The sequence below is a fragment of the Streptomyces sp. NPDC019396 genome (assembly GCF_040632375.1).
Taxonomy (GTDB): Bacteria; Actinomycetota; Actinomycetes; order Streptomycetales; family Streptomycetaceae; genus Streptomyces.
This window is the reverse complement of the sequence record NZ_JBEYBS010000015.1, coordinates 141,280-164,664: the sequence shown is the minus strand read 5'-3', so window position 1 is coordinate 164,664 and position 23,385 is coordinate 141,280. Positions and strand designations below refer to the sequence as shown.

20 protein-coding genes and 3 pseudogenes are annotated in these 23,385 nt (G+C 70.7%); 11 read left to right on the top strand and 12 right to left on the bottom strand.

The annotated features are described in order from the left end of the window. Positions 1-9 precede the first annotated feature (9 nt). Positions 10-1,452 carry an FAD-dependent oxidoreductase gene (locus tag ABZ532_RS19465; protein WP_361284699.1) on the top strand — a complete coding sequence of 481 codons (1,443 nt, stop codon included), beginning with the start codon at positions 10-12 and terminating at the stop codon, positions 1,450-1,452. Positions 1,453-1,487: 35 nt separating this feature from the next. On the opposite strand, the gene ABZ532_RS19460 is transcribed toward ABZ532_RS19465, so the two are convergent. Next, positions 1,488-1,904 (bottom strand): organic hydroperoxide resistance protein, encoded by a 417-nt coding sequence (locus ABZ532_RS19460; RefSeq protein ID WP_361284696.1) that lies wholly within the window; start codon positions 1,902-1,904, stop codon positions 1,488-1,490. A gap of 118 nt (positions 1,905-2,022) precedes the next feature. On the opposite strand from ABZ532_RS19460, the gene ABZ532_RS19455 reads away from it, so the two are divergent. Together ABZ532_RS19455 and ABZ532_RS19450 are read left to right on the top strand one after the other, a co-directional pair. Continuing rightward, positions 2,023-2,544 (top strand): MarR family transcriptional regulator, encoded by a 522-nt coding sequence (locus ABZ532_RS19455; RefSeq protein ID WP_361284693.1) that lies wholly within the window; start codon positions 2,023-2,025, stop codon positions 2,542-2,544. Positions 2,545-2,655: 111 nt separating this feature from the next. Continuing rightward, positions 2,656-3,741, top strand: a complete 1,086-nt coding sequence (locus ABZ532_RS19450; RefSeq protein ID WP_361284690.1) for a sialidase family protein — start codon at positions 2,656-2,658, stop codon at positions 3,739-3,741. A gap of 5 nt (positions 3,742-3,746) precedes the next feature. Here the strand turns inward: ABZ532_RS19450 and ABZ532_RS19445 are convergent, their stop codons facing one another. Then, complete coding sequence (locus ABZ532_RS19445) at positions 3,747-4,424, bottom strand: uracil-DNA glycosylase (RefSeq protein WP_361284687.1); 678 nt, start codon at positions 4,422-4,424, stop codon at positions 3,747-3,749. Positions 4,425-4,603: 179 nt separating this feature from the next. Here ABZ532_RS19445 and ABZ532_RS19440 point away from each other — a divergent pair, with 179 nt between their 5' ends. Together ABZ532_RS19440 and ABZ532_RS19435 are read left to right on the top strand one after the other, a co-directional pair. Continuing rightward, on the top strand, positions 4,604-5,596 hold the full coding sequence (locus ABZ532_RS19440; protein ID WP_361284684.1) for a BadF/BadG/BcrA/BcrD ATPase family protein: 993 nt from the start codon (positions 4,604-4,606) through the stop codon (positions 5,594-5,596). Between the two features lie 132 nt (positions 5,597-5,728). Continuing rightward, positions 5,729-6,649 carry a hypothetical protein gene (locus ABZ532_RS19435; protein ID WP_361284681.1) on the top strand — a complete coding sequence of 307 codons (921 nt, stop codon included), beginning with the start codon at positions 5,729-5,731 and terminating at the stop codon, positions 6,647-6,649. Positions 6,650-6,737: 88 nt separating this feature from the next. Here ABZ532_RS19435 and ABZ532_RS19430 read toward each other — a convergent pair whose 3' ends face one another. Further along, the gene (locus ABZ532_RS19430; RefSeq protein WP_361284678.1) at positions 6,738-8,030 is read right to left on the bottom strand and encodes a nitric oxide synthase oxygenase; all 1,293 of its coding nucleotides are present in this window, start codon (positions 8,028-8,030) and stop codon (positions 6,738-6,740) included. 300 nt (positions 8,031-8,330) lie between these two features. Continuing rightward, complete coding sequence (locus tag ABZ532_RS19425; protein WP_361284675.1) at positions 8,331-9,848, bottom strand: FUSC family protein; 1,518 nt, start codon at positions 9,846-9,848, stop codon at positions 8,331-8,333. A gap of 258 nt (positions 9,849-10,106) precedes the next feature. On the opposite strand from ABZ532_RS19425, the gene ABZ532_RS19420 reads away from it, so the two are divergent. Next, positions 10,107-10,589, top strand: coding sequence for an Lrp/AsnC family transcriptional regulator (locus ABZ532_RS19420; RefSeq protein ID WP_361284672.1), 483 nt, complete (start codon positions 10,107-10,109; stop codon positions 10,587-10,589). A 45-nt stretch (positions 10,590-10,634) separates the two neighbouring features. Here ABZ532_RS19420 and ABZ532_RS19415 read toward each other — a convergent pair whose 3' ends face one another. Continuing rightward, positions 10,635-11,096 (bottom strand): protein phosphatase, encoded by a 462-nt coding sequence (locus ABZ532_RS19415; protein ID WP_361284669.1) that lies wholly within the window; start codon positions 11,094-11,096, stop codon positions 10,635-10,637. Positions 11,097-11,198: 102 nt separating this feature from the next. Between ABZ532_RS19415 and ABZ532_RS19410 the strand changes: the two genes are divergently transcribed. After that, a complete protein-coding gene (locus tag ABZ532_RS19410) occupies positions 11,199-12,245 on the top strand; it encodes a DUF2804 domain-containing protein (RefSeq protein WP_361284666.1) in 1,047 nt (348 codons plus the stop codon). A gap of 154 nt (positions 12,246-12,399) precedes the next feature. Here ABZ532_RS19410 and ABZ532_RS19405 read toward each other — a convergent pair whose 3' ends face one another. Next, positions 12,400-14,073, bottom strand: a complete 1,674-nt coding sequence (locus tag ABZ532_RS19405; RefSeq protein ID WP_361284663.1) for a BCCT family transporter — start codon at positions 14,071-14,073, stop codon at positions 12,400-12,402. Positions 14,074-14,564: 491 nt separating this feature from the next. Here ABZ532_RS19405 and ABZ532_RS19400 point away from each other — a divergent pair. From ABZ532_RS19400 to ABZ532_RS19390, 3 genes and pseudogenes are all read left to right on the top strand, one after another. After that, a pseudogene (locus tag ABZ532_RS19400) lies at positions 14,565-15,014 on the top strand (alpha/beta hydrolase); the annotation flags it as partial. A gap of 14 nt (positions 15,015-15,028) precedes the next feature. Beyond that, positions 15,029-16,369, top strand: a complete 1,341-nt coding sequence (locus ABZ532_RS19395) for a SpoIIE family protein phosphatase (RefSeq protein ID WP_361284762.1) — start codon at positions 15,029-15,031, stop codon at positions 16,367-16,369. Continuing rightward, entirely contained in the window at positions 16,369-16,698 is a 330-nt protein-coding gene (locus tag ABZ532_RS19390; RefSeq protein ID WP_361284759.1) for an STAS domain-containing protein, read from the top strand. The genes ABZ532_RS19395 and ABZ532_RS19390 overlap by 1 nt, the downstream gene beginning before the upstream one ends. A gap of 282 nt (positions 16,699-16,980) precedes the next feature. Here ABZ532_RS19390 and ABZ532_RS19385 read toward each other — a convergent pair whose 3' ends face one another. Continuing rightward, complete coding sequence (locus ABZ532_RS19385; protein ID WP_361284660.1) at positions 16,981-17,154, bottom strand: CsbD family protein; 174 nt, start codon at positions 17,152-17,154, stop codon at positions 16,981-16,983. 133 nt (positions 17,155-17,287) lie between these two features. Between ABZ532_RS19385 and ABZ532_RS19380 the strand changes: the two genes are divergently transcribed. Continuing rightward, positions 17,288-17,458 (top strand): hydrophobic protein, encoded by a 171-nt coding sequence (locus tag ABZ532_RS19380; protein WP_361284657.1) that lies wholly within the window; start codon positions 17,288-17,290, stop codon positions 17,456-17,458. 344 nt (positions 17,459-17,802) lie between these two features. Here ABZ532_RS19380 and ABZ532_RS19375 read toward each other — a convergent pair. From ABZ532_RS19375 to ABZ532_RS19355, 5 genes and pseudogenes are all read right to left on the bottom strand, one after another. After that, a pseudogene (locus ABZ532_RS19375) lies at positions 17,803-18,042 on the bottom strand (PfkB family carbohydrate kinase); the annotation flags it as partial. A gap of 2 nt (positions 18,043-18,044) precedes the next feature. After that, positions 18,045-18,926, bottom strand: a pseudogene (locus ABZ532_RS19370) (zinc-dependent alcohol dehydrogenase family protein); the annotation flags it as partial. After that, positions 18,923-19,615 (bottom strand): carbohydrate ABC transporter permease, encoded by a 693-nt coding sequence (locus tag ABZ532_RS19365; protein ID WP_361284655.1) that lies wholly within the window; start codon positions 19,613-19,615, stop codon positions 18,923-18,925. The pseudogene ABZ532_RS19370 and the gene ABZ532_RS19365, both read right to left, overlap by 4 nt. Positions 19,616-19,701: 86 nt before the next feature. After that, complete coding sequence (locus ABZ532_RS19360) at positions 19,702-20,790, bottom strand: BTAD domain-containing putative transcriptional regulator (RefSeq protein ID WP_361284653.1); 1,089 nt, start codon at positions 20,788-20,790, stop codon at positions 19,702-19,704. A gap of 874 nt (positions 20,791-21,664) precedes the next feature. Then, a complete protein-coding gene (locus ABZ532_RS19355; protein ID WP_361284650.1) occupies positions 21,665-23,149 on the bottom strand; it encodes a DEAD/DEAH box helicase in 1,485 nt (494 codons plus the stop codon). Between the last annotated feature and the right edge of the window lie 236 nt (positions 23,150-23,385).

Below are 23,385 nucleotides of genomic sequence, written 5' to 3'. Positions count from 1 at the left end.
AGCGCGGTCGTGCTTCGAGTCGCCGTCGTCGGTTCAGGTCCGAGCGGGGTGTACACCGCTCAGGCCCTCGTCCAGCAGACCCTGGTCCCGGACGTCCATGTGGATGTACTCGACCGTCTCCCCTGCCCCTATGGGCTGGTGAGGTACGGAGTCGCACCCGACCACGAGAAGATCAAGTCCCTCCAGAACAACCTGCGGACGGTGCTGGAGGACGAACGGATCGGCTTCATCGGCAATGTCGAGGTGGGCGCCAGGGGCCTGTCGCCCGCGCGGCTGCTCGACGCGTACCACGCCGTCGTGTACTGCGTCGGCGCGGCGCGGGACCGCAGGCTCGGGGTGCCGGGCGAGGACCTGCCGGGCAGCCACTCGGCCACCGACTTCGTCTCCTGGTACAGCGCACACCCCGACTCGCCGGATCCCGGCTTCGCGCTCGGCACCGTACGTTCGGCCGTGGTCCTCGGGGTCGGCAACGTCGCCGTCGATGTCACCAGGATCCTTGCCCGCGGCGCCGCCGAGCTCCATCCCACCGATGTGCCGAGCGCGGCGCTGCGGGCGCTCGCCGCCAGCGGGGTGCGCGAGGTGCACATGATCGGCAGACGGGGCCCCTCGCAGGGGAAGTTCACCACCAAGGAGCTGCGGGAGCTGGGCGGTCTGCCCCAGGCGGCGGTGGAGGTCGAGCCGTCGGATCTGGCACTCGACCCCGGATACGCGGACCCCTCGGCGCTGCCCGCGGTGAACCGGCGCAATGTCGAGGTCGTCCGCGGCTGGGCGGCTGACTCGTCCACGGGAGCAACTCCCCCGCGTGCGAGGCACATTCGGTTGCGCTTCTACCTGCGTCCCGTGGAACTGCTGGCGGGCGGGGACGGCCGGGTAGCCGGTGTGCGATGCGAGCGGACGGAGCCGGACGGCGAGGGCGGAGTGCGGGGCACGGGGACGTTCGAGGACATCGAGGCGCAGCTGGTGCTGCGGGCGGTCGGCTATCGCGGAGTGCCGCTGGAGGGGCTGCCGTTCGACCGGACGCATGGGACGGTCCCCCATCAGGCCGGGCGCGTGCTGCGCGACGGGGCGCCGTCACCCGGCGAGTACGTGGCCGGGTGGATCAAGCGGGGGCCCACCGGGGTGATCGGCACCAACCGGCCGTGCGCCAAGGAGACGGTGGCCTCGCTGCTCGAGGACACCGGCGAACTGTCGGCACGGCCGCTGACCGGTGAACCCCTCGCCATGCTGCGCGGTCTGGGGCACGAGCCGGTCGAGTGGCCGGGCTGGCTTGCCATCGAGGACGCGGAAGCCGCGCTGGGGCGCTCCCTCGGCAGGCGCTCGGTGAAGATCCCCGACTGGCAGGGGCTGCTGGACGCGGCACGGAGTGCGGGCACGGTCGGCACCGGCGGCTGGAGCACCGTACGCGAACACGGTGGTGCGATGCCGGCCGCTCCGGGCATCGCACCACCGTGACCTCTCAGGCGTCGCGCGGGTGAAAAGTCGGTCGGCTACTCGACGACGAGCTCGACCCGGATGTTGCCGCGCGTCGCCTTGGAGTAGGGGCAGACCTGGTGGGCCTGCTCGACGAGCTTCTCGCCGGTCGCACCCTCGAGGGCCTCGGGCAGCTCGACCCGGAGAACCACCGCGAGTCCGAAGCCACCGTCGGCCTCGTCCTTGCCGATGCCGACCTCGGCCGTCACCGAGATCTCACTGGTGTCGACCTTCGCCTGCCGGCCGACGAGCCCGAGGGCGCTCGAGAAGCACGCCGCGTACCCCGCAGCGAAGAGCTGCTCAGGATTGGTGCCCTCGCCATTGCCTCCCAGCGCCGGCGGCATGGCCAGCGGCAGGTCCAGGCGGCCGTCGGAGCTGACGGCACGACCCTCGCGGCCGTTGGCGGTGGCGACGGCGGTGTACAGCGCGTTCATGGCGATCATCCCTCTGTCGACGGGCCGGACCCCTGGTGGCCGAACCGCATGACCACTACTACAGCACACAATTAAGTTGTGCACAACTTAATTGCCCGAATGCGGGTATCCTGAGCCCATGACAACGACACCGGACGCCGCCCGCAGCACGGAGATCCTCCGGCTCGACCGGCAGATCTGCTTCTCCCTGCACGCGGCCTCGCGCGCGTTCAACGGCGTCTACCGGGAGGTCCTGAAGGACCTCGGTCTCACCTATCCCCAGTACCTGGTGATGCTGGTGCTCTGGGAGCACGGGGAGCAGCCCGTGAAGGAGATCGGATCCCGGCTGCGCCTGGACTCCGGCACGCTGTCCCCCCTTCTCAAGCGGCTTGAGTCGATCGACTGCGTGGAGCGCCGCCGCAGCACCGAGGACGAGCGCTCGGTGACCGTGCGCCCGACCCCGAAAGGCGCGGCCCTGCGCGAGCGGGCCGCGCTGATCCCGCGCCGGATCGCCGTGGCCACCGGGCTCAGCCTGGAGGAGCTGGGCGACCTCCAGGAGCGGCTCGCGGCATTGACCGCCAAGCTCGACGGGGCCGACCTGGAGCTGACGGCCCAGGATCCGGCGGTCGGCTGCGCGGGCGGTGCCGACGACCTGGACTGACGCCCGCCCGGCCGCTGTGACCTGCGGCGATGGACACTTCCTGGGGCGCTGTCAGCGGTCGGGTGCAGACTGGCCCGTACCCGCGACAACGGCGTCATGGAGGTGTCGGTGATGAACGACGTGCTGCTCGCTGTGGGCACCCGGAAAGGGCTCTTCCTCGGCCGCAGGCGCGGCGGCGGGTGGGAGCTCGACGGCCCGCACTTCAACGCGCAGGCCGTGTACTCGATCGGCATCGACACCCGACGCCCCGCCCCCCGGCTGCTCGTCGGGGCCGACAGCGCCCACTGGGGCCCGTCCGTCTTCCACTCCGACGACCTCGGCGCGACCTGGACCGAACCGGCGAAGCCCGCCGTGAAGTTCCCCAAGGACACCGGAGCCTCCCTGGAGCGCGTCTGGCAGCTGCATCCGGCCGGCTCCGTCGCACCGGACGTGGTCTACGCGGGGACGGAGCCGGCGGCGCTGTTCCGTTCGGAGGACGCCGGCGAGACCTTCGAGCTGGTCCGCCCGCTGTGGGAGCACCCCACACGGTCGCAGTGGGTTCCCGGAGGTGGCGGGGAGGCCGTGCACACCGTGATCACCGATCAGCGGGACGCGGACTCCGTCACCGTCGCGGTCTCCACGGCCGGGGTGTTCCGCAGCCGTGACGGCGGTGCCAGCTGGGCCCCTTCCAACCAGGGGGTCTCCGCGGTCTTCCTCCCTGACCCCGACCCCGAGTTCGGCCAGTGCGTCCACAAGATCGCACAGGACGCCGGGAACCCCGACCGGCTCTACCTTCAGAACCACTGGGGCGTCTACCGCAGCGACGACGCGGGCGCCCACTGGACCGACATCGGCGAGGGGCTGCCGTCGGACTTCGGCTTCACGGTCACCGCACACCCGCACCGCGCCGATGTGGCCTATGTCTTCCCGATCAATGCCGACGCGGACCGTGTCCCGGCCGGGCGCCGGTGCCGGGTCTACCGAACGGACGACGCGGGCAGCAGCTGGGAGCCCCTCGCCGCCGGGCTCCCCGAAGGCGACCACTACGGCACGGTGCTGCGCGACGCGATGTGCACGGACGGCGCGGACCCGGCAGGCGTCTACTTCGGCAACAGGAACGGGGAGTTGTACGCGAGCGCCGACGACGGGGACAGCTGGCAGCAGCTCGCCTCACATCTGCCGGACGTGCTATGCGTACGTGCGGCCGTGCTCGGCTGACGCGTTCAGGGCAGGCGCCAGTCCACCGGCTGTGCACCGAGGCCCACGAGGAGCTCGTTGGTACGGCTGAAGGGGCGGGAACCGAAGAATCCGCGGTCCGCGGACATGGGAGAAGGATGGGCCGACTCGATCGCCGGCAGGCCGTTCAGGAAGGGGCGGAGATTGCGGGCGTCCCTGCCCCACAGCACCGACACCATGGGCTTGCCCCGGGCGACCAGCGCACGGATGGCCTGTTCGGTCACTTCCTCCCAGCCCTTGCCACGGTGCGCGCCGGGATTGCGAGGGGCGGTGGTGAGCGCCCTGTTGAGCAGCAGCACGCCCTGCTCGGTCCAGGGGGTCAGATCGCCGTTGGAGGGCCGGGACAGCCCCAGGTCGGTGTGCATCTCCCGGAAGATGTTCTCCAGGCTGCCGGGCAGATTCCGCACCTCGGGCGCGACCGCGAAGCTGTGCCCGATGGCCATGCCGGGGGTCGGATAGGGGTCCTGACCCACGATCAGCACCCGCACTTCGTCGAACGGCTGCTGGAAAGCCCGCAGTACATGAGCACCGGCAGGCAGATAGGTCCGTCCCGCGGCGATCTCCGCGCGAAGGAAATCCCCCATCGCGGCGATGCGCTCGGCCACAGGGCCCAGCGCCTCCGCCCAGCCGGGCTCGACAAGTTCGTTCAACGGTCGTGCTGCCACGGCGCGTCACTCTACTGGTGCACGGAGTGTCTTTTCGAATCCGGTCGTCTCATGGCTTCACGCGGATAGGGTGACGCCGTCACTCCCCTCCCCCACTCGCCCCGGAGCTGGTCCATGAAGTGGCGCAGCACCTCCGTCCGGCAGCGGCCGCGTGCGCTGGCGTGTGTCCCGGGGCGACGGTGACCGGGGGCGCCGGCCGGAGGCGATGGGTGCTGGGTGCGGACTCGGGCGGATCGGGGCTGCGGGTCGCGCTCGCGCCCGTCGACGACCCTGGCCGCAGCGACACGCTCGTCTCGGGGGAGCCCGTCCGCACCGGCCCCGCCGGTATCGACGCGGCCATGCTGCTGGAGCGGCTGCTGCCGATGGCACACGCGCTGCTCGCGCGGGTGGGCGCGTCGGGACCGCAAGCGCTCGTGATCGGGGCGGCGGGGATGGCAACCCTCGGGGACGAGTTGCGGGCCGCGCTTCCGGCGGCGCTGGAGTCCGAGTTCGGGACGAGCGCCATGGCCTTCGCCGCTGACGCGGTGACCGCATACGCCGGGGCACTCGGACAGCGGCCGGGAGCCGTGGTCGCGGCGGGCACCGGGATGGTCGCGCTGGGGACCGATCTGTCCCACTGGCGGCGGGCGGACGGCTGGGGGCATCTGCTCGGGGACTGCGGCGGCGGGGCGTGGATCGGACGGGCGGGCCTCGATGCGGCGCTGCGCGCGCACGACGGGCGCGTGGGCGGTTCGGCGGCGCTGCTGGCGCGGCTCGAGAAGTCGTTCGGACCGCCCGACCAGCTGCCGGGGCTGCTGTATCCGCGCTCCGACCGCCCCGCTCTGCTGGCTTCCTTCGCTCCGGAGGTCGCCGCGTGCGCGGCGGACGATCCGGTCGCCGCGCGCGTCCTCGCCGAAGCTGCCGGTCATATCGCGGCCGCGGCCGCGGCCGTTTGCCCGCCGCTCGGGGCCGGGGAGTGTGAAGTGTCCCTCACCGGAGGCTTGCTCAGGCTGGGCCGGCCGTTGCTGGGTCCGCTCACGGACGAGCTGTCCCGGCTGCTCCCGCATGCGCGGCGGGTCCCCGCCGCAGGCGACCCACTGACCGGCGCTCTGGCGCTGGCCGCGGCACTGGCGACGGATCGGCTGATCATGCCCCGGGACGGGCGCATGCTCCACGTGACGATCAGCCGATGAAGCCCCACCCGCAGAACTGCGCAAATCGCCTATAGAGCCGCTTGAAAACCTATCGGGCATAAGCGGATGGACGGTACTCGACTGCCCCCTCCCCGAACAGCCACCGGGGCAAAACCAGTAGCATGCGGCGCCATGAGCTCCCCCACTGGGCCAGCATCCGGCCTGCCAGTACGAATGCCGCGACCCCGCCAGTCCGGGCGGCACCGCCGCCCGGAGCCCGTGGTGGCCCCCGAGGGCGCGCCCGCTCTCGTCCTCGCGGTGCCCGGCACCCCTTCTGCCGCGATACGCGGCCTCGCCGAGGAAGTCATCAGCATTGCCCGCTCCGAGCTGCCGGGGCTCGATGCCGTCATCGGCTACCTCGACGGTGACGACACCGAGTACCCCACGCTGGGGAGCGTGCTTGCCGGGACAGCCGCGCTGCGGACCGAACGGTATGAGCTGGCCAGGGCAGCCGGCCGTGAGGTCGCGGAGCCGGAAGGTCCCGCATCCGTCGTGGTGCCGCTGCTCGCGGGCCCGGACAGCGCCCTGACCCGCCGCATCCGCCAAGCGGTCATGGACAGCCGGGGAACCGCGGAGCTGACCGACGTACTCGGCCCGCATCCGCTGCTCGCCGAGGCGCTGCACGTCCGGCTCTCCGAGGCGGGGCTCGCCCGCGCCGACCGGGCGCGCCTGTTCACCGTCGCGACGGCCGCCGACGGCATCGTCCTGGCCACGGTCGGCGGGGACGATGCCGTACAGGCCGCGGGCATCACGGGCATGCTGCTGGCCGCCCGGCTCGCCGTGCCCGTGATGGCCGCAGCACTGGACCGCGAAGGGGCGATCGCGGCGACAGCCGACGAGCTGCGCGCTTCCGGCTCGGTCCAGCTCGCCGTCGCCCCGTACCTGGTCGGCCCCGAGCTGCCGGTCGGCCTGCTGGCCGCCGCCGCCGCCGAGGCGGGCTGCGCGGCGGCCGAGCCGCTGGGCGCGTACCCGGCGATCGGGCGGCTGGTGCTGTCCCAGTACACGAGCACGCTGGGCATCCCGATGCAGCCGCCGGGTGCTCAGCCCCACTGACCCGGGCATTCCGCGCAAGGGCCCGCACCGCTCGGTACGGGCCCTTCGTGTACGCGCCCGCAAGCCGGGAGGCATGCGGCCGGTCGGCTCAGAACGCCGTGTCCTCGCCCCGGGCGCGTACCAGAGCCTCTGGATGGTGCACGAAGGCCGGCTTGAGCTGCACGGGATCGTAGGTGCGGTGGAAGACCTGGGTCGCACAGCTGGAGATCGGCGGCACGATCCAGGACCAGTCGGCGCCCACCCGGCGCCCTTTCTCCTCCTCGCGGCCGAGGTGGGTGAGGAAGCGCTGGGACTCGGTGTGGTGGTCGGCGAGCGTCACACCGGCCCGGTCGAAGGAGTGCAGCACGGCGCGGTTGAGCTCGACGAGTGCGCGGTCCTTCCAGAGGGTCCGGTCGCTGGACGTGTCAAGGCCGAGTCGTGCCGCGACAGCCGGGAGGAGGTCGTAGCGGTCGGTGTCGCCGAGGTCGCGCGCACCGATCTCGGTGCCCATGTACCAGCCGTTGAAGGGTGCGGCCGGGTAGCAGACCCCACCGATCTCCAAGCACATGTTCGCGATCGCGGGCACAGCGTGCCAGCGCAGTCCGAGGTCGTCGACGCAGTCGCCGTCGGGATGGGACAGCGGCACTTCGAGCACGGCGTCGGCGGGCAGTTCGAACCACCGGGGCTTGTCGTCGCTTCCCTGGATCACGAGAGGCAGGACGTCGAAGGGGGTGCCGTGGCCGCCGGGCCAGCCGAGCCGCTGGGCGTAGGCGGTGATCCCGGTATTGCGCGGATCGCCGGTGGAACCGCTGCCGCACGGTGCGGTGTAGCCGGCGTAACGCACCAGCTGTTCGTTCCAGATGCGGGGGCCGCGGCGGCCGGGGGCGTCGGGCGCGAAGACGGTGATCACCGGGCGTATTCGACCGCCGTTGGTCGCTTCCCGCAGATGGGCGACCGCTTCGACGGCCATGGTGTCGGCGTCGTGGACATCACGGCGGTCCCTGACCCGTAAGGAATGCCAGTAAAGCCTGCCGATGCACCGGTTGCTGTTGCGCCAGGCGACGCGGGCTCCGTGGGCGAGCTCCGCCGGGGTGTGCCGGTAGGTGCCGGTGGCGTCGATCTCGGCGTACACAGCCGCGATCCTGGCGGTCAGCGCCGCCGGACCGCCGGCGGTCGGCTGCTCATGGTGGAACAGCCGCAGGAACTCCTCGGCCTCCCGGTGCAGTGCGTCCGGGTCCCGCCCGCTCTCACCCCAGCCCCCGGAGGACTGTCCGGGGGGGCCGTGATGCACCGGGCACTGCCCCGGTGGCGCCCCGGGGTCCACCGGAACGTGCCCGCCGCCGGACGCGGCACGTGGCGGCCGGTCCTTGGGCGCGACGGCTCGTCGAAGGAACTTCCGCATGGTGGGCACCTCCGGGCCTGAACGGGACGAGGACAGCGGACGCCGGACAGCGGACCATGGAAGACGGTCCGCGATCAACGGTTTGTGATCAACGGATTACGGACCATGGCTCACAGTTGACGACCGGACTACCCCATACACGGACTGATCCACCCCCTAAGTGCGGAATGCACGCGCCTCGTTCACGATCGCATCAGGGTTCCGCCGCCATCCGGTCCGGCGCGGACGTACTCGAAGCGAGGTGGTCAGCTCGATGGCGAGCCGGTCCCGGTACGGACGCCGCTCGCGTCGCCGTAGACGTCAGACGGGCATGAGCGGGGAGCGCGGCGATGAGCGCAGCGGGTCCGCCAGACCGGCGAGCGCCTTCTCAAGACCGTGCAGGTGCATGAGCGCGGCCTCGGCGCCCGGGTGATGCCGACCGGCGGATGCCGGGGTTTCGGCGGGCAGCTCGTCCCGCACGGCGCCTGGTATCTCCAGGGCGTGTACGGCGGCTTCCAGCCGCCAGCAGGCAGCGGCCAGCCGGGCGTCGTGGGAGGCCTCGGGGTCGGCGGCGACAGCGATGAGTCCGCGCACCTCACGGGCGCAGTCGTCGAGCAGATCGAGGACCTGCCGGGCCCGTGTCCCCCGTGCGCGCGACGGGCTGAGGGGATGGACCAGCGGCGCCAGGGACATCCGCACCCGGGCCAGCAGCACCTCCAGTTCGGCGGCGTGCCGGGCCGGGTCGGCGTTCTCGTCCCCGGCGAGCCGGTCCATCGCGGCCCTGGTGCAGGCGTGCACGCAGCCGACGGCCCTGCGGATCCAGGCGTTGGTGGCGGTGTGCGTGGTGATGGGCAGCACGAACGCCACGGCCAGCACGGCTCCGAGTGCGCCCACGCAGGTCTCGGCGAGCCGCAGCGCGAGCAGGCCCGGTTCCAGCACCCCGAGCAGCCCGTACAGCAGAGCGGCCAGCACGGTGACGGACAGCATCATCCAGCTGTACGAGACGGGGGCGGTGTAGAAGATCACGAAGACGCACACCGCCACGAGGGCGGCCGTGGGGAGCACCGCCCCATGCACGGGCATGGCCACGAGCAGCCCGGCCGCGATACCGAGGACGGTGCCGAGGATCCTTCGGAACCCGCGGACCAGGGTCTCGCCGCGCGACGCGGTGTTCACGAAGATCCACCAGGCCGCGCCGACGGCCCAGTACCAGCGGTCCTGCGAGAGCAACTGGCCCACGGCGAGCGCGAACCCGCCCGCCACCACCACCTGGGCTGCCTGGCGGGTGCTCGGCCGGTCGAGGCCCCGGCCACCGGGAGGGGACGGCACGAGCGGCGACGGCAGCCGCCGCTCGTAGCACCAGAGCCCGAAGCGGACCACGGACGAGGCGATCAGGGCGAACGCGATGGCGGAGTACAGCCCGGGCAGCTGCCCGGGAACCGTGCGCAGGAACTGCGCCACGAAGAAGGTCATGAACGCGAACACACCCAGCGAGTGACCTCGCGGACCCCAGCGCCGCGCGTACACCCCCGCCCCGGCGACGGCGAGGAAGGCCAGGTCGCGCGCAAGCGACTGCCCGTGCAGACCGGCCGCGAGCGTGAGTGAGGGAATGCCGACCACGGGCAGCAGCGCCGTGGTGCGGGCCTGGGCGGAGACCGTCGCGTCGGTCACGGTGAAGAGGGCGAGCATCGCGGCGAGTCCACCGGTGATCACCGCGGGAAGCGGTTGTCCCGTCAGTGCGCAGACGGCCACCGCCGACGCGACGCCGAGGACGGCCCGCAGGCCGCTGCGCAGGCGCAGCAACCCGGGGTCCGGAGCCACGAACACCCTCTTGAGCACTGCTTTCCGCCCCTTACTCGAATTCCTCGTAGTCCTCGTCGTGGCATCACAGGTGATGGCACGAAAAAGGCGCCGCGGGGGTCCGCAGCGCCGTTGACACCCCTATGAGAACATCTACTGCCCCAGCGGCTCAAGTCGCACCAAGTATGCTGGACCATTGGTACAGCCAAAGGTGATTCTGGCGAGTCCAGGCGAGCCAACGGCACAGAGGAAGCCCCGGGACCGGTGGGGCAATGGCCTGAAAGGGGCGGACCAACCATGGCCGTAGACGAGCTCGACACCCGCATTCTGCGTCTGCTGATCGAGCAGCCGCGCACCAGCGTGCGGGAGTACGCCCGCATCCTCGGCATCGCCCGGGGCACCCTCCAGGCCCGTATCGACCGGCTGGAGCGGGACGGAGTGATCACGGGCAGCGGGCCGTTCCTGTCCCCGGCCGCGCTGGGTCACCCGGTGCTGGCCTTCGTGCATATCGAGGTCACCCAGGGGCACCTGGACGAGGTGGGCGGCCTGCTCGCCCAGGTGCCCGAGATCGTCGAAGCGTTCTCGATCACCGGCGGCGGCGATCTGCTGACCCGGGTGGTGGCCCGCGACAACGACCACCTCGAGGACGTGATCCAGCAGCTGATCAACATGCCGGGCGTGGTCCGTACGCGCACGGAGATGGCCCTGCGCGAGCGCGTACCTCATCGGCTTCTGCCACTGGTGGAGTCGGTGGGCCAGGCCACCCGGGCGTCACGCTGATCGTTCAGGCCACCGGCCGTCCGGCAGGCGCATCAGCCGCAGGCCCTACCCGAACTGCCCCGGGCCCGACCTGGCGGCAGCGAAGACCTGCCGGACGAAACGCCGCTGCCACGGCACCTCGACCGCACGGGGGTGGTAGTTCCGCCGCACCCACGTGACGGCTTCCCTGGGATCCATACCCTCGAGGACACACATCGCGGAGAACGCCGTGCCGGTCCGTCCGACGCCACCTCCGCAGCAGACCTCCACGCGTTCGCCCGCGGCGCGGTCGTAGGCGATGCGGAGCTTGCGCATCGCGTCCACGGGGTCGGTGGGAAGCCAGAAGTCCCGCCAGCCGATCCACAGAGACTCCCACGGCGGCTCGGGCGGCCGGCGATCCGTCAAGTGCACCGCGAACGCGGGAGTCCGCCCCTCCGGCAGCTCGTACCGGAGTCCGCGTCCCCGCATCATCCGCCCCGAGGGAAGCGTTATCACCTTGGGGTTGTCGGCGTTCCACAGTTCGGTCATGACGAGTCCCCGTTTCGTTCGGTCTCCAGGATCACACCACCACCGGCTCGACGCCGCCAGGGCCGGGCCAGGTTCGTCCGGGACGCTCGATAGGGTCCCGCCATGGCCACGCATGAGCGCGAGATCACCGCTCCCGTCGACCTCTGCCGTGGCGACGGGAGAGTCGAACCGGCCGCGATCGGCTGGTCCCGCCGCCCCCTGCACCGCTGCCGGATCCCCGGCTGGGGACGGACCAAGCGGTGGGAGTACTGGTGCGTGACCACACCGACCCACCTCGTGGCCCTCACCGTGAGCGATCTCGACTACCTGGCCCTGAACTCGGTCTACGTTCTGGAATACGGCTCCACGAAGAGGGAGTTCGAGCGCACAGCGATCGTGCCGGGCGGATTCGGCGTCCGCCTGCCCGACACCATCGCCGGAGCGCCGGACTCGCCCGCGCTCGTGGCCGGACCTCGGCGGCCGGCCAGGGGGCAGGTGCGGATCGAGATCCACGGCGAGGGCGCGGCCACCCGGCTGCGGGCGCGCTGTCTGAGTCCGCAGCGCCTCCCGGTGGAAGTGGACCTCCTCGTCGCACTGCCCGACGGGCACGAGACGCTCTCCGTGGTCGTGCCCTGGGACGAACGCCGCTTCCAGTACACCTCCAAGCACACGGCCAGGCCCGCGACGGGCGCGGTGCGCATCGGTGACGACGTCCTGGAGTTCGGCGAAGACGCCTGGGGCACCCTCGACCACGGACGTGGCCGGTGGCCGCGCTCGATCGCGTGGAACTGGGGCGCCGCGTCCGGGCGCACGGACGGCCGCACCGTCGGCCTGCAGTTCGGCGGGCGCTGGACTCGCGGTACCGGCACGACGGAGAACGCGGTGTGCGTGGACGGCCGGATCAGCAAGATCGGCCAAGAGCTGGAGTGGCGCTGGTCCCCCGAGGACCACCTGGCACCTTGGTCGATCCGCAGCCGTGAACCGGCGCAGGTGGACCTGGTCTTCACACCGTTCCACAACAGATCCACCCGCAGCGACATCGGTCTCATCGCCAACCGCACCGATCAGTGCTTCGGACACTACACGGGCTCGATCCGCACCGACGACGGCGAGCGGATCGCGGTGAACCGGCTTCTGGGGTGGGCCGAGGACGTGCGCATGCGGTGGTGATCCGCTGCGGCGGCAGCCCACCACACCGCGGAGCCCGAGCCGTCTCCGGCACCTCAAGTGCACTCGCAGAGGAAGTGAGGAAGCACGGGAGGCCGGCTGCCGGTCCGGGAAACTCAGCCGCACCGGGCGGTGGGAACCGCCCCCGAGCCGCGGCTCAGCTCCGCGCGGGCGGGACCTTGTCCCCTTCGCCCGTCGGCTGCGGCGACGGCCCGATGTGGATCGCGAAGTCGCCGGCGTACTTCTCGTGGCCCTCGATGACGGCGAGGCCGACGGCTTCCTCGCCCCGCTCACCGCGCACGATCAGCGGGTCGCGTCTCAGGTCGCGCATCAGTGCGAAGCACATGCCGAGCATCACGACCACGAACGGTGCGGCGACCAGGATCGTCAGGTTCTGCAGACCGGCCAGCACATTTCCCTGACCACCGCCTACGAGGAGCATCACCGCGGCGACCGCCCCCGTGACCAGGCCCCAGAAGACGACGACGGAGCGGCCCGGCTCCAGGGCGCCCTTCTGGGAGAGGGTTCCCATGACGAGGGACGCCGCGTCAGCGCCGGAAACGAAGAAGATGCCCACCAGGACCATCACCAAGAGGCTCATCAGCGTGGCGGCAGGGAACTGCCGCAGCACCGCGAAGAGCTGTCCTTCAGGCGTCTCTTCCCCACCGAGGCGCCCCTGTGCGCGGAGCGTCATCGCAGTGCCGCCGAAGATCGCGAACCAGCACAGGCTGACGACGCTCGGCACCAGGATGACGCCGCCGACGAACTGGCGGATGGTACGCCCCCTGCTGATGCGGGCGATGAACATACCGACGAACGGGGTCCAGGAGATCCACCAGGCCCAGTAGAAGACGGTCCACGTCCCGAGCCAGTCGGCCACGCTCGCACCGCTGGAGGCTTCGGTACGCCCGGCGAGCAGCGGCAGCTCGCCGAAGTAGGTGGCGATCGAGGTCGGCAGCAGATCCAGCACGGCGATGGTGGGTCCGGCGATGAAGACGAACACCGCGAGGATCAGCGCGAGCACCATGTTGATGTTGGACAGCCACTGGATGCCCTTCTCCACCCCGGACACGGCGGACGCGACGAAAGCCAGTGTAAGTACGGCGATGATGCTGACGAGCAGTCCCGTGCCCGCCTTCTGCATCCAGCCCAGTTCACTGATACCGCTGCCGATCTGGAGGGTGCCGAGCCCGAGGGACGCCGCTGAGCCGAACAGCGTGGCGAAGATGGCCAGCATGTCGATGACGCGTCCGCTCGTCCCGTACGCGTGCCGTTCGCCGATGAGGGGCACGAACACGGCGCTGATGGTCTGGCGCCGGCGGCGGCGGTAAGTGCTGTACGCGATCGCCATCCCGACCACGGCATAGATGGCCCAGGGATGGAGCGTCCAGTGGAACAGGGTGGTGGCCATGGACGTCGCCATGGCCTCGGCAGCGTCAGCGGGATCGGTGCCGGGCGGCGGAGTGCTGAAATGCGCGAGGGGCTCACTGACGCCGTAGAACATCAGGCCGATACCCATTCCCGCGCTGAACATCATGGCCACCCATGACACGGTGCGGAATTCCGGGCCCTCGTCGTCCTGGCCGAGCGGGATGGAGCCATAGCGGCTGATGGCGAGCCAGAGCGCGAAGAGCACGAAGCCGGACGCGGCCAGGACGAAGGCCCAGCCGAAGTTGTGGATCAGTCCGGACAGCAAGCCTCTGGACACCCGCTCCAGCGTGCCGGTGGCGACGGAGCCCCAGACGACGAAGGCGAGCGTCAGCGCAGCGGTGACACCGAACACCACACGGTCGGTTCCGCCGTGCCTCGCGGTCGTGGGTAGCGCGGGCATGTCCGCCGTCACCGGCAGCGCTCTCCGAGAATGCGGCTTCCGTGCGTCGTCGTCCGGTTCTCGGCGCGGTACTCCGTCTGACACTGGTGGCACCTTTCAGGTCTGACGAGACCAGTCCTCGCTCTGGGTTAGGCACTACCACATCCGTCGCTCCGTTCCGTGCATCAACAGACGGCGCACGCTCGGTCGGCTGCCCTACGACGCAGCGGGCACGGCTACGGGCTCCGCTCACACGACCGATGAGTCCGCCTCCCCGCGTCGTCTGCATGGGGAACGTCCCCTTTCCTTTCCGCGCCCGCGGAGGCCCGAAGAGCGCTCACCTACGACTGGTCGGCGGTGCCCGGTCCATCCGGGGGGACATCCGGTTCCGCCGTTCGGCCCGGGGCAACTCGCCGACTCACTGCACCACCTGGGCGAGCTCGCCGCACCGACGTCCCAGGCCTGAGCTCCCGGGGGCTGCGGCTTCCGGAGCAGGTGAGAGGATGGCCGGCATGGATATCCGCCGCAGGAACAGCGTCACGGTCACCGGTCCTGCGGGCGGTCCGGTGGTGGTGCTGGCGCATGGGTTCGGCTGCGACCAGAACATGTGGCGTCTGGTGGTGCCGGCGCTGAGTGAGCGGTACCGGGTCGTGCTGTTCGACTACGTCGGCTCGGGCCGGTCGGACCTGTCGGCCTGGGACCGGGAGCGGTACTCCTCGCTTCACGGTTACGCCCGCGACGTCGTCGAGGTCTGCGAGGAACTGGATCTGCGCGACGCGGTCCTCGTCGGGCATTCCGTCAGTGCCATGGTCGGTGTGCTGGCGGCGCAGGCCGCGCCGGAGCGGGTAGGGGCGCTGGTGATGGTGGCACCCTCGCCCTGCTACATCGACGACCACGGCTACCGCGGTGGCTTCAGCGCGGAGGACATCGACGAGTTGCTGGAGTCGCTGGAGTCGAACTACGGCGCCCGGCCGTGATGTGCCGCGCCGGCAGCGAGCCCGAACCGGCCGGGCCAGGCGATACAGCCGGGACGGACGCCGCCTTCAGCGCGCTGCTCGAGGACAGCGCCGAGGAACTGTACGAGTCGGCACCCTGCGGCTATCTGTCGACGCTGATGGACGGCACCATCGCCAAGATCAACACGACTCTCCTGGACTGGCTCGGCCTGGAACGCGAGGCCGTGGTGGGCCGGATCCGCTTCACCGACCTGCTCAGCGTCGGCGGAAAGCTCTACCACGAGACCCACTACGCGCCGCTGCTGCGGATGCAGGGCGAGCTGAGCGGCATCGCCCTGGAGATGAAGAGCTCCGGCGGCGGCCGGCTGGCGGTCCTGGTCTCCTCCAGCATCAAGCACAGCGGCGAAGGCGAACCACTTCTGATCCGCACCACCGTCTTCGATGCCTCCGACCGGCGCACCTACGAGCAAGAGCTCCTGCGACGCCGCCAGGAAGCCGAGCAGGCCCGCGAAGAAGCCGAGCAGGCGCGTGCCGAGGCCGAGCAGGCGCACCGGCAGGCCGAAGCGGACCGGCAACGACTGGCCGACGCACTGGCCGTGCTGCAGCAGTCCCTGCTGCCCGACTCGTTGCCCACGCTGCCCGGACTGGAGACAGCCGTCTACTACCACACGGCATCCCCCGACAGGCTCGGCGGCGACTTCTACGACCTGTTCCACCTCGATGAGGGACGGTGGGCGTTCTTCCTCGGCGACGTGTGCGGCAAGGGACCGCAGGCCGCCGCGCTCACCTCGCTGACCCGCTACACCCTGCGCGCCGCGGCTCACCACAACCCTGATCCCGTGACGACCCTGCGCACCCTCAACACGGCCCTGCACGAGCGATACGCGGCCGGCGGAGATCCCCGCTACTGCACCGTCATCTACGGCGTGATCGAACCGGGCACCAGCGGACACGTCAGGGTCCGTCTTGCTTCCGGAGGGCACCCACCCGCCCTGGTCGTGCGCGCCGACGGCAACGCCGACTACCTCCAGACCCCTGGCGGCCTGCTGGTGGGCGTCCTGCCCGACGCCCCGTTCGCCTCCGCCCAGACCACGCTGGCACCCGGCGACACCCTCCTGCTCTACACCGACGGCATCACCGAGGCCCGAACCGGCCCCACCAACGACATGCTCTACGGCGACGACGCCCTGCGCGGCTTCGCCGCGGGCCACGCCTCCGCCAGCGCGTCAGAGCTGATCACCGCACTGACCGGACTTCTGGACAGTTTCGGCGACGGCCTGGACGACGACACCGCCCTGCTCGCGCTCGGCATACCCGCCGCCCACCCCGACACCCTGCCCGCGACCCACCACCTCCCATGATGAGCCCGCTGAACATCACCCACCGCGACGCCGCCGCCGGCCCCGTGCTGCACGTGACCGGCGAACTCGACTACGCCCACGCCGCCGCCCTGCGCCAACAGGCCGAACTCCTCACCCTGGCGCCCGGCCAGTGCCTGGTCATCGACCTTTCCCGGCTTGAGTTCTGCGACTCCACCGGCATCACCGCCCTGCTCGCCGCCCGCCAGCACGCACTCGCCGCCGGCGCCGAGATCGCCCTGACCGGTGTCCCGCCGAACACCCTGCGCATCCTGAAGATCGTCGGCCTCGACCAGGTCCTGACCATCCGCCCCGGCTCCGGCACCGGCTGAAACGCCAAGTCGGCCCGGTCCACCCCGTGGGCTGCCGTGCCAAGCCCCTGCCGCCGGATGAGACGCGGCTGACGTACGGTCACTCCTCGGCGTTCCCGCTGCCGTAGTGCAGGCGGACACGAACCCGAGCCTCGAGTGTCGACGAGCCGTCCGGGGTGTACCCGACGGCGTGTCGTCCCGGCCGGGCAGCCCGTCACGGCGTGTCGGTTCATGGCCGACGACGGACAACGACGGAAAGGGCCTTCCCGAACGGGAAGGCCCTTTCCAAAAGGGAAAGTCACGTCAGCGCTTGAAGGCGCCCTTGGTCTTTTCCTTGGCTTCTCGGGCGTCACCCATGCTCTTTTCCGCCCGCCCTTCGGCGGTCATGCGGTCATTGCCGATGGCGCTGCCCAGGGCCTCCTTGACCTTGCCCTTGGCCTGCTCGGTCTTCGCCCTGACCTTCTCGCCGCCAGTCATTGAACACGCCTCCTCGTAGATCCTGAGTCGCTGTCAACCGGCTGGTGCCCCCGCATTCCCTTCATAAACGAAGCGCTTGTGGTGAATGAAGGCGTAAGAGCAGGGCAGACGGGACGCCAGGAGGTCACACAATATGGTTCCCTTGCTGATCGTTCTTCTTCTCGCCGTGATCCTTTTCGGTGCCGGATTTGCCGTCAAGATTCTGTGGTGGGTGGCCCTCGCCGTCCTGCTGCTGTGGTTGCTCGGCTTCGTCATGCGCTCCACCACGGCGGGCGGTGGCCGCGGCCGCTGGTATCGATGGTGATCTGATGCCGCACTGATGCGCGCTGTGCCCGAATCGGCCTCCCACCGCTCCATCCGGTGGGAGGCCGTTGGCCGTTCATGCGGCGGACACGGCGGGCCGCGCCGTGCCGGCATCCCCCGGTACCGCTCCGATGCGGGCGATGCCGTGGTCGGCGGGGCACCGGAGCGGTTCAGGGGAGGTCCGCGCCGGGCTGTTCGCAGACGCGGGCGGCCACCAGGGCCCCCTGGTGCAGCATGGCGCGTGCCTGCCGGTGTGATCTGGGCGGGTGCGCGGCGTCGCAACACACCCTCCCGGGACAGACGGGCCAGGATGGCGGCCATGAGGGCGTCGCCCGCGCCGATGGTGTTGACGATGCCGGCGTCCACGGCGGGTACCGAGACGGTGTCCTCGAGCGGCAGGAACACACTGCTTCCCCGGGCACCCCGGGTCAGGATGACCAGACGGCCGTCGGCGGCGAGCTTGCGGCAGGCCACCTCGGGAGCGTCGTGGGGCCAGAGCTGTACGGCGTCCTCATCGCTGGTCTTGACGATGTGGGCGAGGTCGCACAGCTTGCGGAGCAGGTCGAGGGCGCGGACGGGGTCCACGCCCCGGCGGCGAAGAGGGCGGCGGCCCGCTCGAAACTGGGCAGCACAGCCATGGAGCCGGTGATGGTGATCTCCTGGTTGTAGATGCGATAGGGCTCGATGACGGCGGTGGTGGCGTGGTCGGCGACCCCGAACTGCAGGAAGGTGCCCCACTTGGCGACGCGGGTCAGGCCGTCCTGGATGGCCTGGGCCTTCCCGGTGGCGTCGACCACGAAGTCCCAGCCTCCGGGCTTGTCGAGTTCGTCGGCACGGGCCGCGCTGCGGCTGCAGCCGAGTTTGCCGGCGGTGGCCAGGCGTTCGGGGTTGACGTCGAGCACGTCGACGGAGGCAGCACCGGTGCGCTTGGCCAGTTCAAGCATCATCAGGCCCATGGTTCCGGAGCCGTAGATGAGCACCTCGGCGCCGAGGGTGCTGTCGTTGAGCACGTCGTAGCCGCGGATCGCGCAGGACAGCGGTTCGATGAGGACGGCGTCCGCCACGTCGACGTGTTCGGGGAGGCGTACGCAGTTGGCCACGGGGGCGACCGCGAACTCGGCCGCACCTCCCGGCACGGTGACCCCGATCGCCTGCCAGCGTTCGCAGAGGTTGCCGCGGCCTGCGCGGCAGTAGCGGCACTCGTGGCAGTGCAGGGACGGGTCGACGGCCACCCGGTCACCGACGGCGAGTTCGGTGACCTCGACTCCGACGGCGACGATCTCGCCGGCTAACTCATGGCCGGGGATGACGGGCAGGGCGGCCGCGAACTCCCCCTGGAGGATGTGCAGATCGGTGCCGCACAGGCCGGTGGCGGCGACACCGACGACCACCTCGCGCGGATCGGGCGCCGGATCGGGGACGGTGGTGACGGTGACCTTGCCGGGCGCCTCGATGAGCGCAGCCTTCATTTGACCGCTCCAAGGGACAGGCCCTGGCCGAGTTTGTCCTGGGCAGCGAAGCCGGCGACCAGCACCGGTAGGGACACGACGACCGAGGCGGCGCACATCTGGGCGAGGAAAAGGCCCTGGCTGGTCACGAAGCCGGTGAGGAAGACCGGTGCGGTCTGGGCGGTGACGCCGGTGAGGACCCGCGCGAAGAGCATCTCGTTCCAGCTGAAGATGAAGCAGATCAGTGCGGTGGCGGCGATGCCGGGGCCGGCCACCGGGGCGATGATGCGGGTGAGGATGGTGGGCAGACGGGCGCCGTCGACCTGGGCCGCCTCGATGATGGAGACCGGGATGTCGCCGAGGAAGGACTGCATCATCCAGACCGCGACCGGCAGGTTCATCGAGGTGTGGAGGATGACCAGCAGCCAGATGTTGTCCAGCGTCCCGGCTTCCTTGGCGAACAGGTACACCGGCAGCACCCCGGCGACCACCGGCAGCATCTTCGTGGACAGGAAGAAGAACATCACGTCGGTCCACTTGCGGACCGGGCGGATGGACAGCGCGTACGCCGCCGGCAGGGCGAGTGCGAGGACGAGGAGCGTCGACATCACCGCGGCGGTGGTGGAGTTGACGGGCGTGCTTCCACAACAGGGACGCGGAGACGGGCACCAGCAGGAACAGACCTCGCAGTGGTCGTCGAGGTCGTCCACCAGGCACAGGGTGGGTCGTCGGCCCAGTTCCCCGATGAGGGAGGCCAGTACCGCGGTCGGCGCCTGCGGGGCTTCCCGCTGCCGGGTCAGTTCGGTGAGCAGCCGCTCCGCGGGTCCGTGGCCGCCGCCCGGAACGTTGTCCAGCGCCCCGCGGCAGTGCAGGCGGGCGGTCCGGAAGCCGGCGCTGCCAGCCCAGGCGGCGGCTTCCTCCAGGAGTCGGCTCCTGCCACTGCCGGCTTCCCCTGACAGCACGGCTCAGCGGGCCCGTCCCGCGTCTCCCGCGGCTCCCTCATCAGGGTCGCCACGCGATCGCTCTGGGCCGTCCTGCCCACCAGAGGCAGGAGTTCCGTGCCTGCGCCCGGGGCGGCGGAGGTCGCGGCGGACGGGACGGTCCGGGTCCGCGGCAGGTGCAGGGCGTCCGCGTCGTGGCGCAGGATCGCCAGGTGCAGTTCCCGCAGGCCCGGCCCCGGGTCGACGCCGAGGTCCTCGGCGAGCGCGATCCGAAAGCACTCGTACTGGCGCAGCGCCTCCGCGGCCCGTCCGGAGGCGTAGAGCGCCCGCATCAGGATGGCCCAGGACGCCTCGCGCAGCGGCGCTGCCTCTACGAGTGCCTCCGCGGCGAGGGCAGCGGTCTCCGGTTCCCCGTCGGCGAGCAGCAGATGGGCGCGCAGCTCCTCGGCCTGGTGGCGCAGCCCGTCGAGCCGACGCGCCTCGGCAACGGCGAACGGGTAGCGTACGGCGTCCTGGAGGGCGGAGCCCCGCCACAGCGCCAGGGCGTCCTCCACCGTCTGCCGTGCGGACGTGGTGGACCCGGCCCCTTCGGCCTGTCTGGCGTGCCGTAAACCGGTCGCGAAACGCGTGCTGTCGAAGGAGTCCCGCGGTGCCGTCAGTACGTAGCCGGCTGTCGTCCGGACCAGCAGCCGCCCGGCTTCGCCTTCCCCGCGGCCGGATTCCAGCGCAGACCGCAGGCGGCTGATGTGCGCGTGAACCGAGGAGAGGGAGCCCGGATTCCCCTTGGCCTGGGGCCACAGGTCGTGGCGGAGCCGTTCGGCGGAGACCGAGCGGCCGGACTCCTCCAGCAGTCGGGTCAGAAGGGCACGCCGTTTGGGCGGTCCGATGTCGAGGCTCTGGCCACCCCGCCATACCTCGACCGGTCCCAGAAGACCGAAACGCATTCCGAGGCCTCTCGTTCTCCGGTGGTTCTCAGACGACAGAAGAAATGGAACAGCCCGGCACGGGACCGGGAAGCGGTCAGCCGCTCGGGCCGTGGTTCACCCTGCGTTTCGCGGTCTCGCCGAGAGCCGTTGCCGCATTTCCGCCCAGCCACGCGGGCGGGTGCGGGACGCATGGCGCCCGGCAGTTTCCGGGCGTACGGGGACGGGGTGCGCCAAAGGCAAGTGCTGGGGCACGCACGCCTGGCCGGGCGTGCGCCGTCCGCCATTCGGTTCCCTCTTCCTCCCTATGTGGCATGGTGCATGTCGGGTGCACAAAAGCACGGATACATAAGGGTCGAGCACAGGGGAATGTCGGTGATACGCCGCGCCACCGCGGCACCATTGCATCGACCGTCGCGACATCATGGCAGGCAAACAGTCGAACCTGTATCCGGTCGTCGCGGACCGGACAGCAAGAGGGCGCTGGTTCGCCGCCATACGGGCGCCGGATCGCGGCGAATGGTTCCTTGCGCGAAGCATGTGTGGGAGAAATCCGACCGGAAACGGGCGTGACCCGGGCACGCGGGCCGCACCTCCGTCCGCACGGCCCCGCTCCGATCAGACGGTTCCTGACCGCTGCCCGTACCAGTGGTCGGCCGGTCCGCTACGACTCGCCGAGGCGGTCGAGGAGAGCGGGCTCGCTGCTCGACGTCATGTTCCCGGGGTCGGCGAGGATCCGGCGGGCGGGTTCGCTGGGCCTCAGCCGCCTGGAGGCGGTCCGGCCCGGCCGTCCGGCACGGTGCCGAGGCGCTGAAAGCCGTGCCGACGGTCAGGCGGTGCTCAAGGAGTCGACGACACGCGGCCAAGGCGGTCCGCCGGGTCGGCCGCGTACGGCCTATGCGCCACGGCGGATCCGGGCCGCCTTGCGGGCTTCGGCAGTCTGGCGGGCCTCAGCAGCCCTGCGGGACTCGCCACCGCCGCGACCGGCCCGGCCAGGGCGGGTGCCCAGACCTCGGAAGGGAGCGCCGCCGCGGTTCGGACGCTCCGCGACCCCGCTGCCGGCGACGGGGACACCCGAGGGAGCCTGGGCGCCGGTGATGCGGCTCAGCTCGGTCTCACCGGAGCGCACCTGTGTGATCTGCGGCCTGATGCCCGCGTCGGCCATGAGACGGGCCATGTCCCGGCGCTGGTTGGGCAGGACCAGTGTGACGACACTGCCGGACTCGCCGGCGCGGGCGGTACGCCCGCCACGGTGCAGGTAGTCCTTGTGGTCGCCGGGCGGGTCGACGTTGACCACGAGGTCGAGGTCGTCGACGTGGATGCCGCGGGCCGCGACATTGGTGGCCACCAGGACCGTGACATGCCCGTCCTTGAACCGGGCCAGGGTTCGCGTGCGCTGGGGTTGCGACTTACCGCCGTGCAGCGCTGCGGCGTTGACGCCACTGCTCAGCAGATGCCTGGTGAACTGGTCGACAGCGTGCTTGGTGTCCAGGAACATGATCACGCGCCCGTCACGGGCGGCGATTTCGGTGGCTGTGGCGTACTTGTCGGCGCCGCGGACCTGGAGCACGTGATGCTCCATCGTCGCGACGGCGCCCGCCGACGGGTCGACCGAGTGGACCACCGGGTCGTGCAGGTAGCGACGGACCAGGAGGTCGATGTTGCGGTCGAGTGTTGCCGAGAACAGCATGCGCTGTCCGTCGGGTCGTACCTGGTCCAGCAGTGCGGTGACCTGGGGCATGAAGCCCATGTCGGCCATCTGGTCGGCTTCGTCGAGGACGGTGATGTCCACCCGGTCCAGGCGGCAGTCCTTGCGCTCGACGAGATCCGCGAGGCGCCCGGGAGTCGCGACGACCACCTCGGCCCCGGCACGCAGGGCGCCGGCCTGCCGGCCGATCGACATACCGCCGACCACGGTGGCCAGCCGCAGCTTCAGCAACTGGGCGTAGGGGGCGAGCGCATCGGTGACCTGCTGGGCCAGCTCGCGCGTGGGGACGAGGATCAGGGCCAGCGGCTTCCGCGACTCCGCACGCCGCCCGGCCGTACGCACGAGGAGCGCCAGGCCGAAGGCGAGCGTCTTGCCCGATCCGGTGCGCCCGCGGCCCAGGACGTCTCGCCCTGCCAGGGAGTTCGGCAACGTCGCGGCCTGGATCGGGAACGGCTCGTTCAGGCCGAGGTCGGTGAGCGTCTTCAGCAGCTCCGCGGGCATGTCCAGTTCACCGAAGGTCGCCACCGCAGGGAGGGCGGCGGTGACGGTGACCGGCAGCGCGAACTCCCCCTGCGGCTGGGAGGGGCGCTGTCCGATGCCGCCGGAACTGCCGCCGGGGCGGGCCTGACCCTGCGGCCGGAAACGGTCATTCGTGCGAGCTGAGCGGCTCATGGAGAACCTTCCCCGACGGGCACGCATCGAGGAATTCCCGAGCAATGAGCCGGATGAATTGCAAGAACGAGCCAAGAGCGAGACGAAAAGAATTTCATCAGAAAACAAAAAGCAGCACAGCTGGGGCCCCACCGTACGGTGGGGCCCCCGCAACGACAAAAGCGTAAACCTCAGGCGGGGGTGATGTATATAGGTAGAAGGTAGTTTAGTGAAAGAGATTAGAATAATGTTTTTAA

What these genes read in the sequence shown, in the direction of transcription:
- ABZ532_RS19420 (WP_361284672.1), top strand. Translation starts at nt 10,107, where the DNA reads ATGGCCGTAGACGAGCTCGACACCCGCATTCTGCGTCTGCTGATCGAG.
- ABZ532_RS19390 (WP_361284759.1), top strand. Translation starts at nt 16,369, where the DNA reads ATGAGCCCGCTGAACATCACCCACCGCGACGCCGCCGCCGGCCCCGTG.
- ABZ532_RS19395 (WP_361284762.1), top strand. Translation starts at nt 15,029, where the DNA reads ATGTGCCGCGCCGGCAGCGAGCCCGAACCGGCCGGGCCAGGCGATACA.
- ABZ532_RS19450 (WP_361284690.1), top strand. Translation starts at nt 2,656, where the DNA reads ATGAACGACGTGCTGCTCGCTGTGGGCACCCGGAAAGGGCTCTTCCTC.
- ABZ532_RS19435 (WP_361284681.1), top strand. Translation starts at nt 5,729, where the DNA reads ATGAGCTCCCCCACTGGGCCAGCATCCGGCCTGCCAGTACGAATGCCG.
- ABZ532_RS19460 (WP_361284696.1), bottom strand. Translation starts at nt 1,904, where the DNA reads ATGAACGCGCTGTACACCGCCGTCGCCACCGCCAACGGCCGCGAGGGT.
- ABZ532_RS19385 (WP_361284660.1), bottom strand. Translation starts at nt 17,154, where the DNA reads ATGACTGGCGGCGAGAAGGTCAGGGCGAAGACCGAGCAGGCCAAGGGC.
- ABZ532_RS19360 (WP_361284653.1), bottom strand. Translation starts at nt 20,790, where the DNA reads ATGCGTTTCGGTCTTCTGGGACCGGTCGAGGTATGGCGGGGTGGCCAG.
- ABZ532_RS19455 (WP_361284693.1), top strand. Translation starts at nt 2,023, where the DNA reads ATGACAACGACACCGGACGCCGCCCGCAGCACGGAGATCCTCCGGCTC.
- ABZ532_RS19430 (WP_361284678.1), bottom strand. Translation starts at nt 8,030, where the DNA reads ATGCGGAAGTTCCTTCGACGAGCCGTCGCGCCCAAGGACCGGCCGCCA.
- ABZ532_RS19410 (WP_361284666.1), top strand. Translation starts at nt 11,199, where the DNA reads ATGGCCACGCATGAGCGCGAGATCACCGCTCCCGTCGACCTCTGCCGT.
- ABZ532_RS19405 (WP_361284663.1), bottom strand. Translation starts at nt 14,073, where the DNA reads ATGCCCGCGCTACCCACGACCGCGAGGCACGGCGGAACCGACCGTGTG.
- ABZ532_RS19355 (WP_361284650.1), bottom strand. Translation starts at nt 23,149, where the DNA reads ATGAGCCGCTCAGCTCGCACGAATGACCGTTTCCGGCCGCAGGGTCAG.
- ABZ532_RS19380 (WP_361284657.1), top strand. Translation starts at nt 17,288, where the DNA reads ATGGTTCCCTTGCTGATCGTTCTTCTTCTCGCCGTGATCCTTTTCGGT.
- ABZ532_RS19415 (WP_361284669.1), bottom strand. Translation starts at nt 11,096, where the DNA reads ATGACCGAACTGTGGAACGCCGACAACCCCAAGGTGATAACGCTTCCC.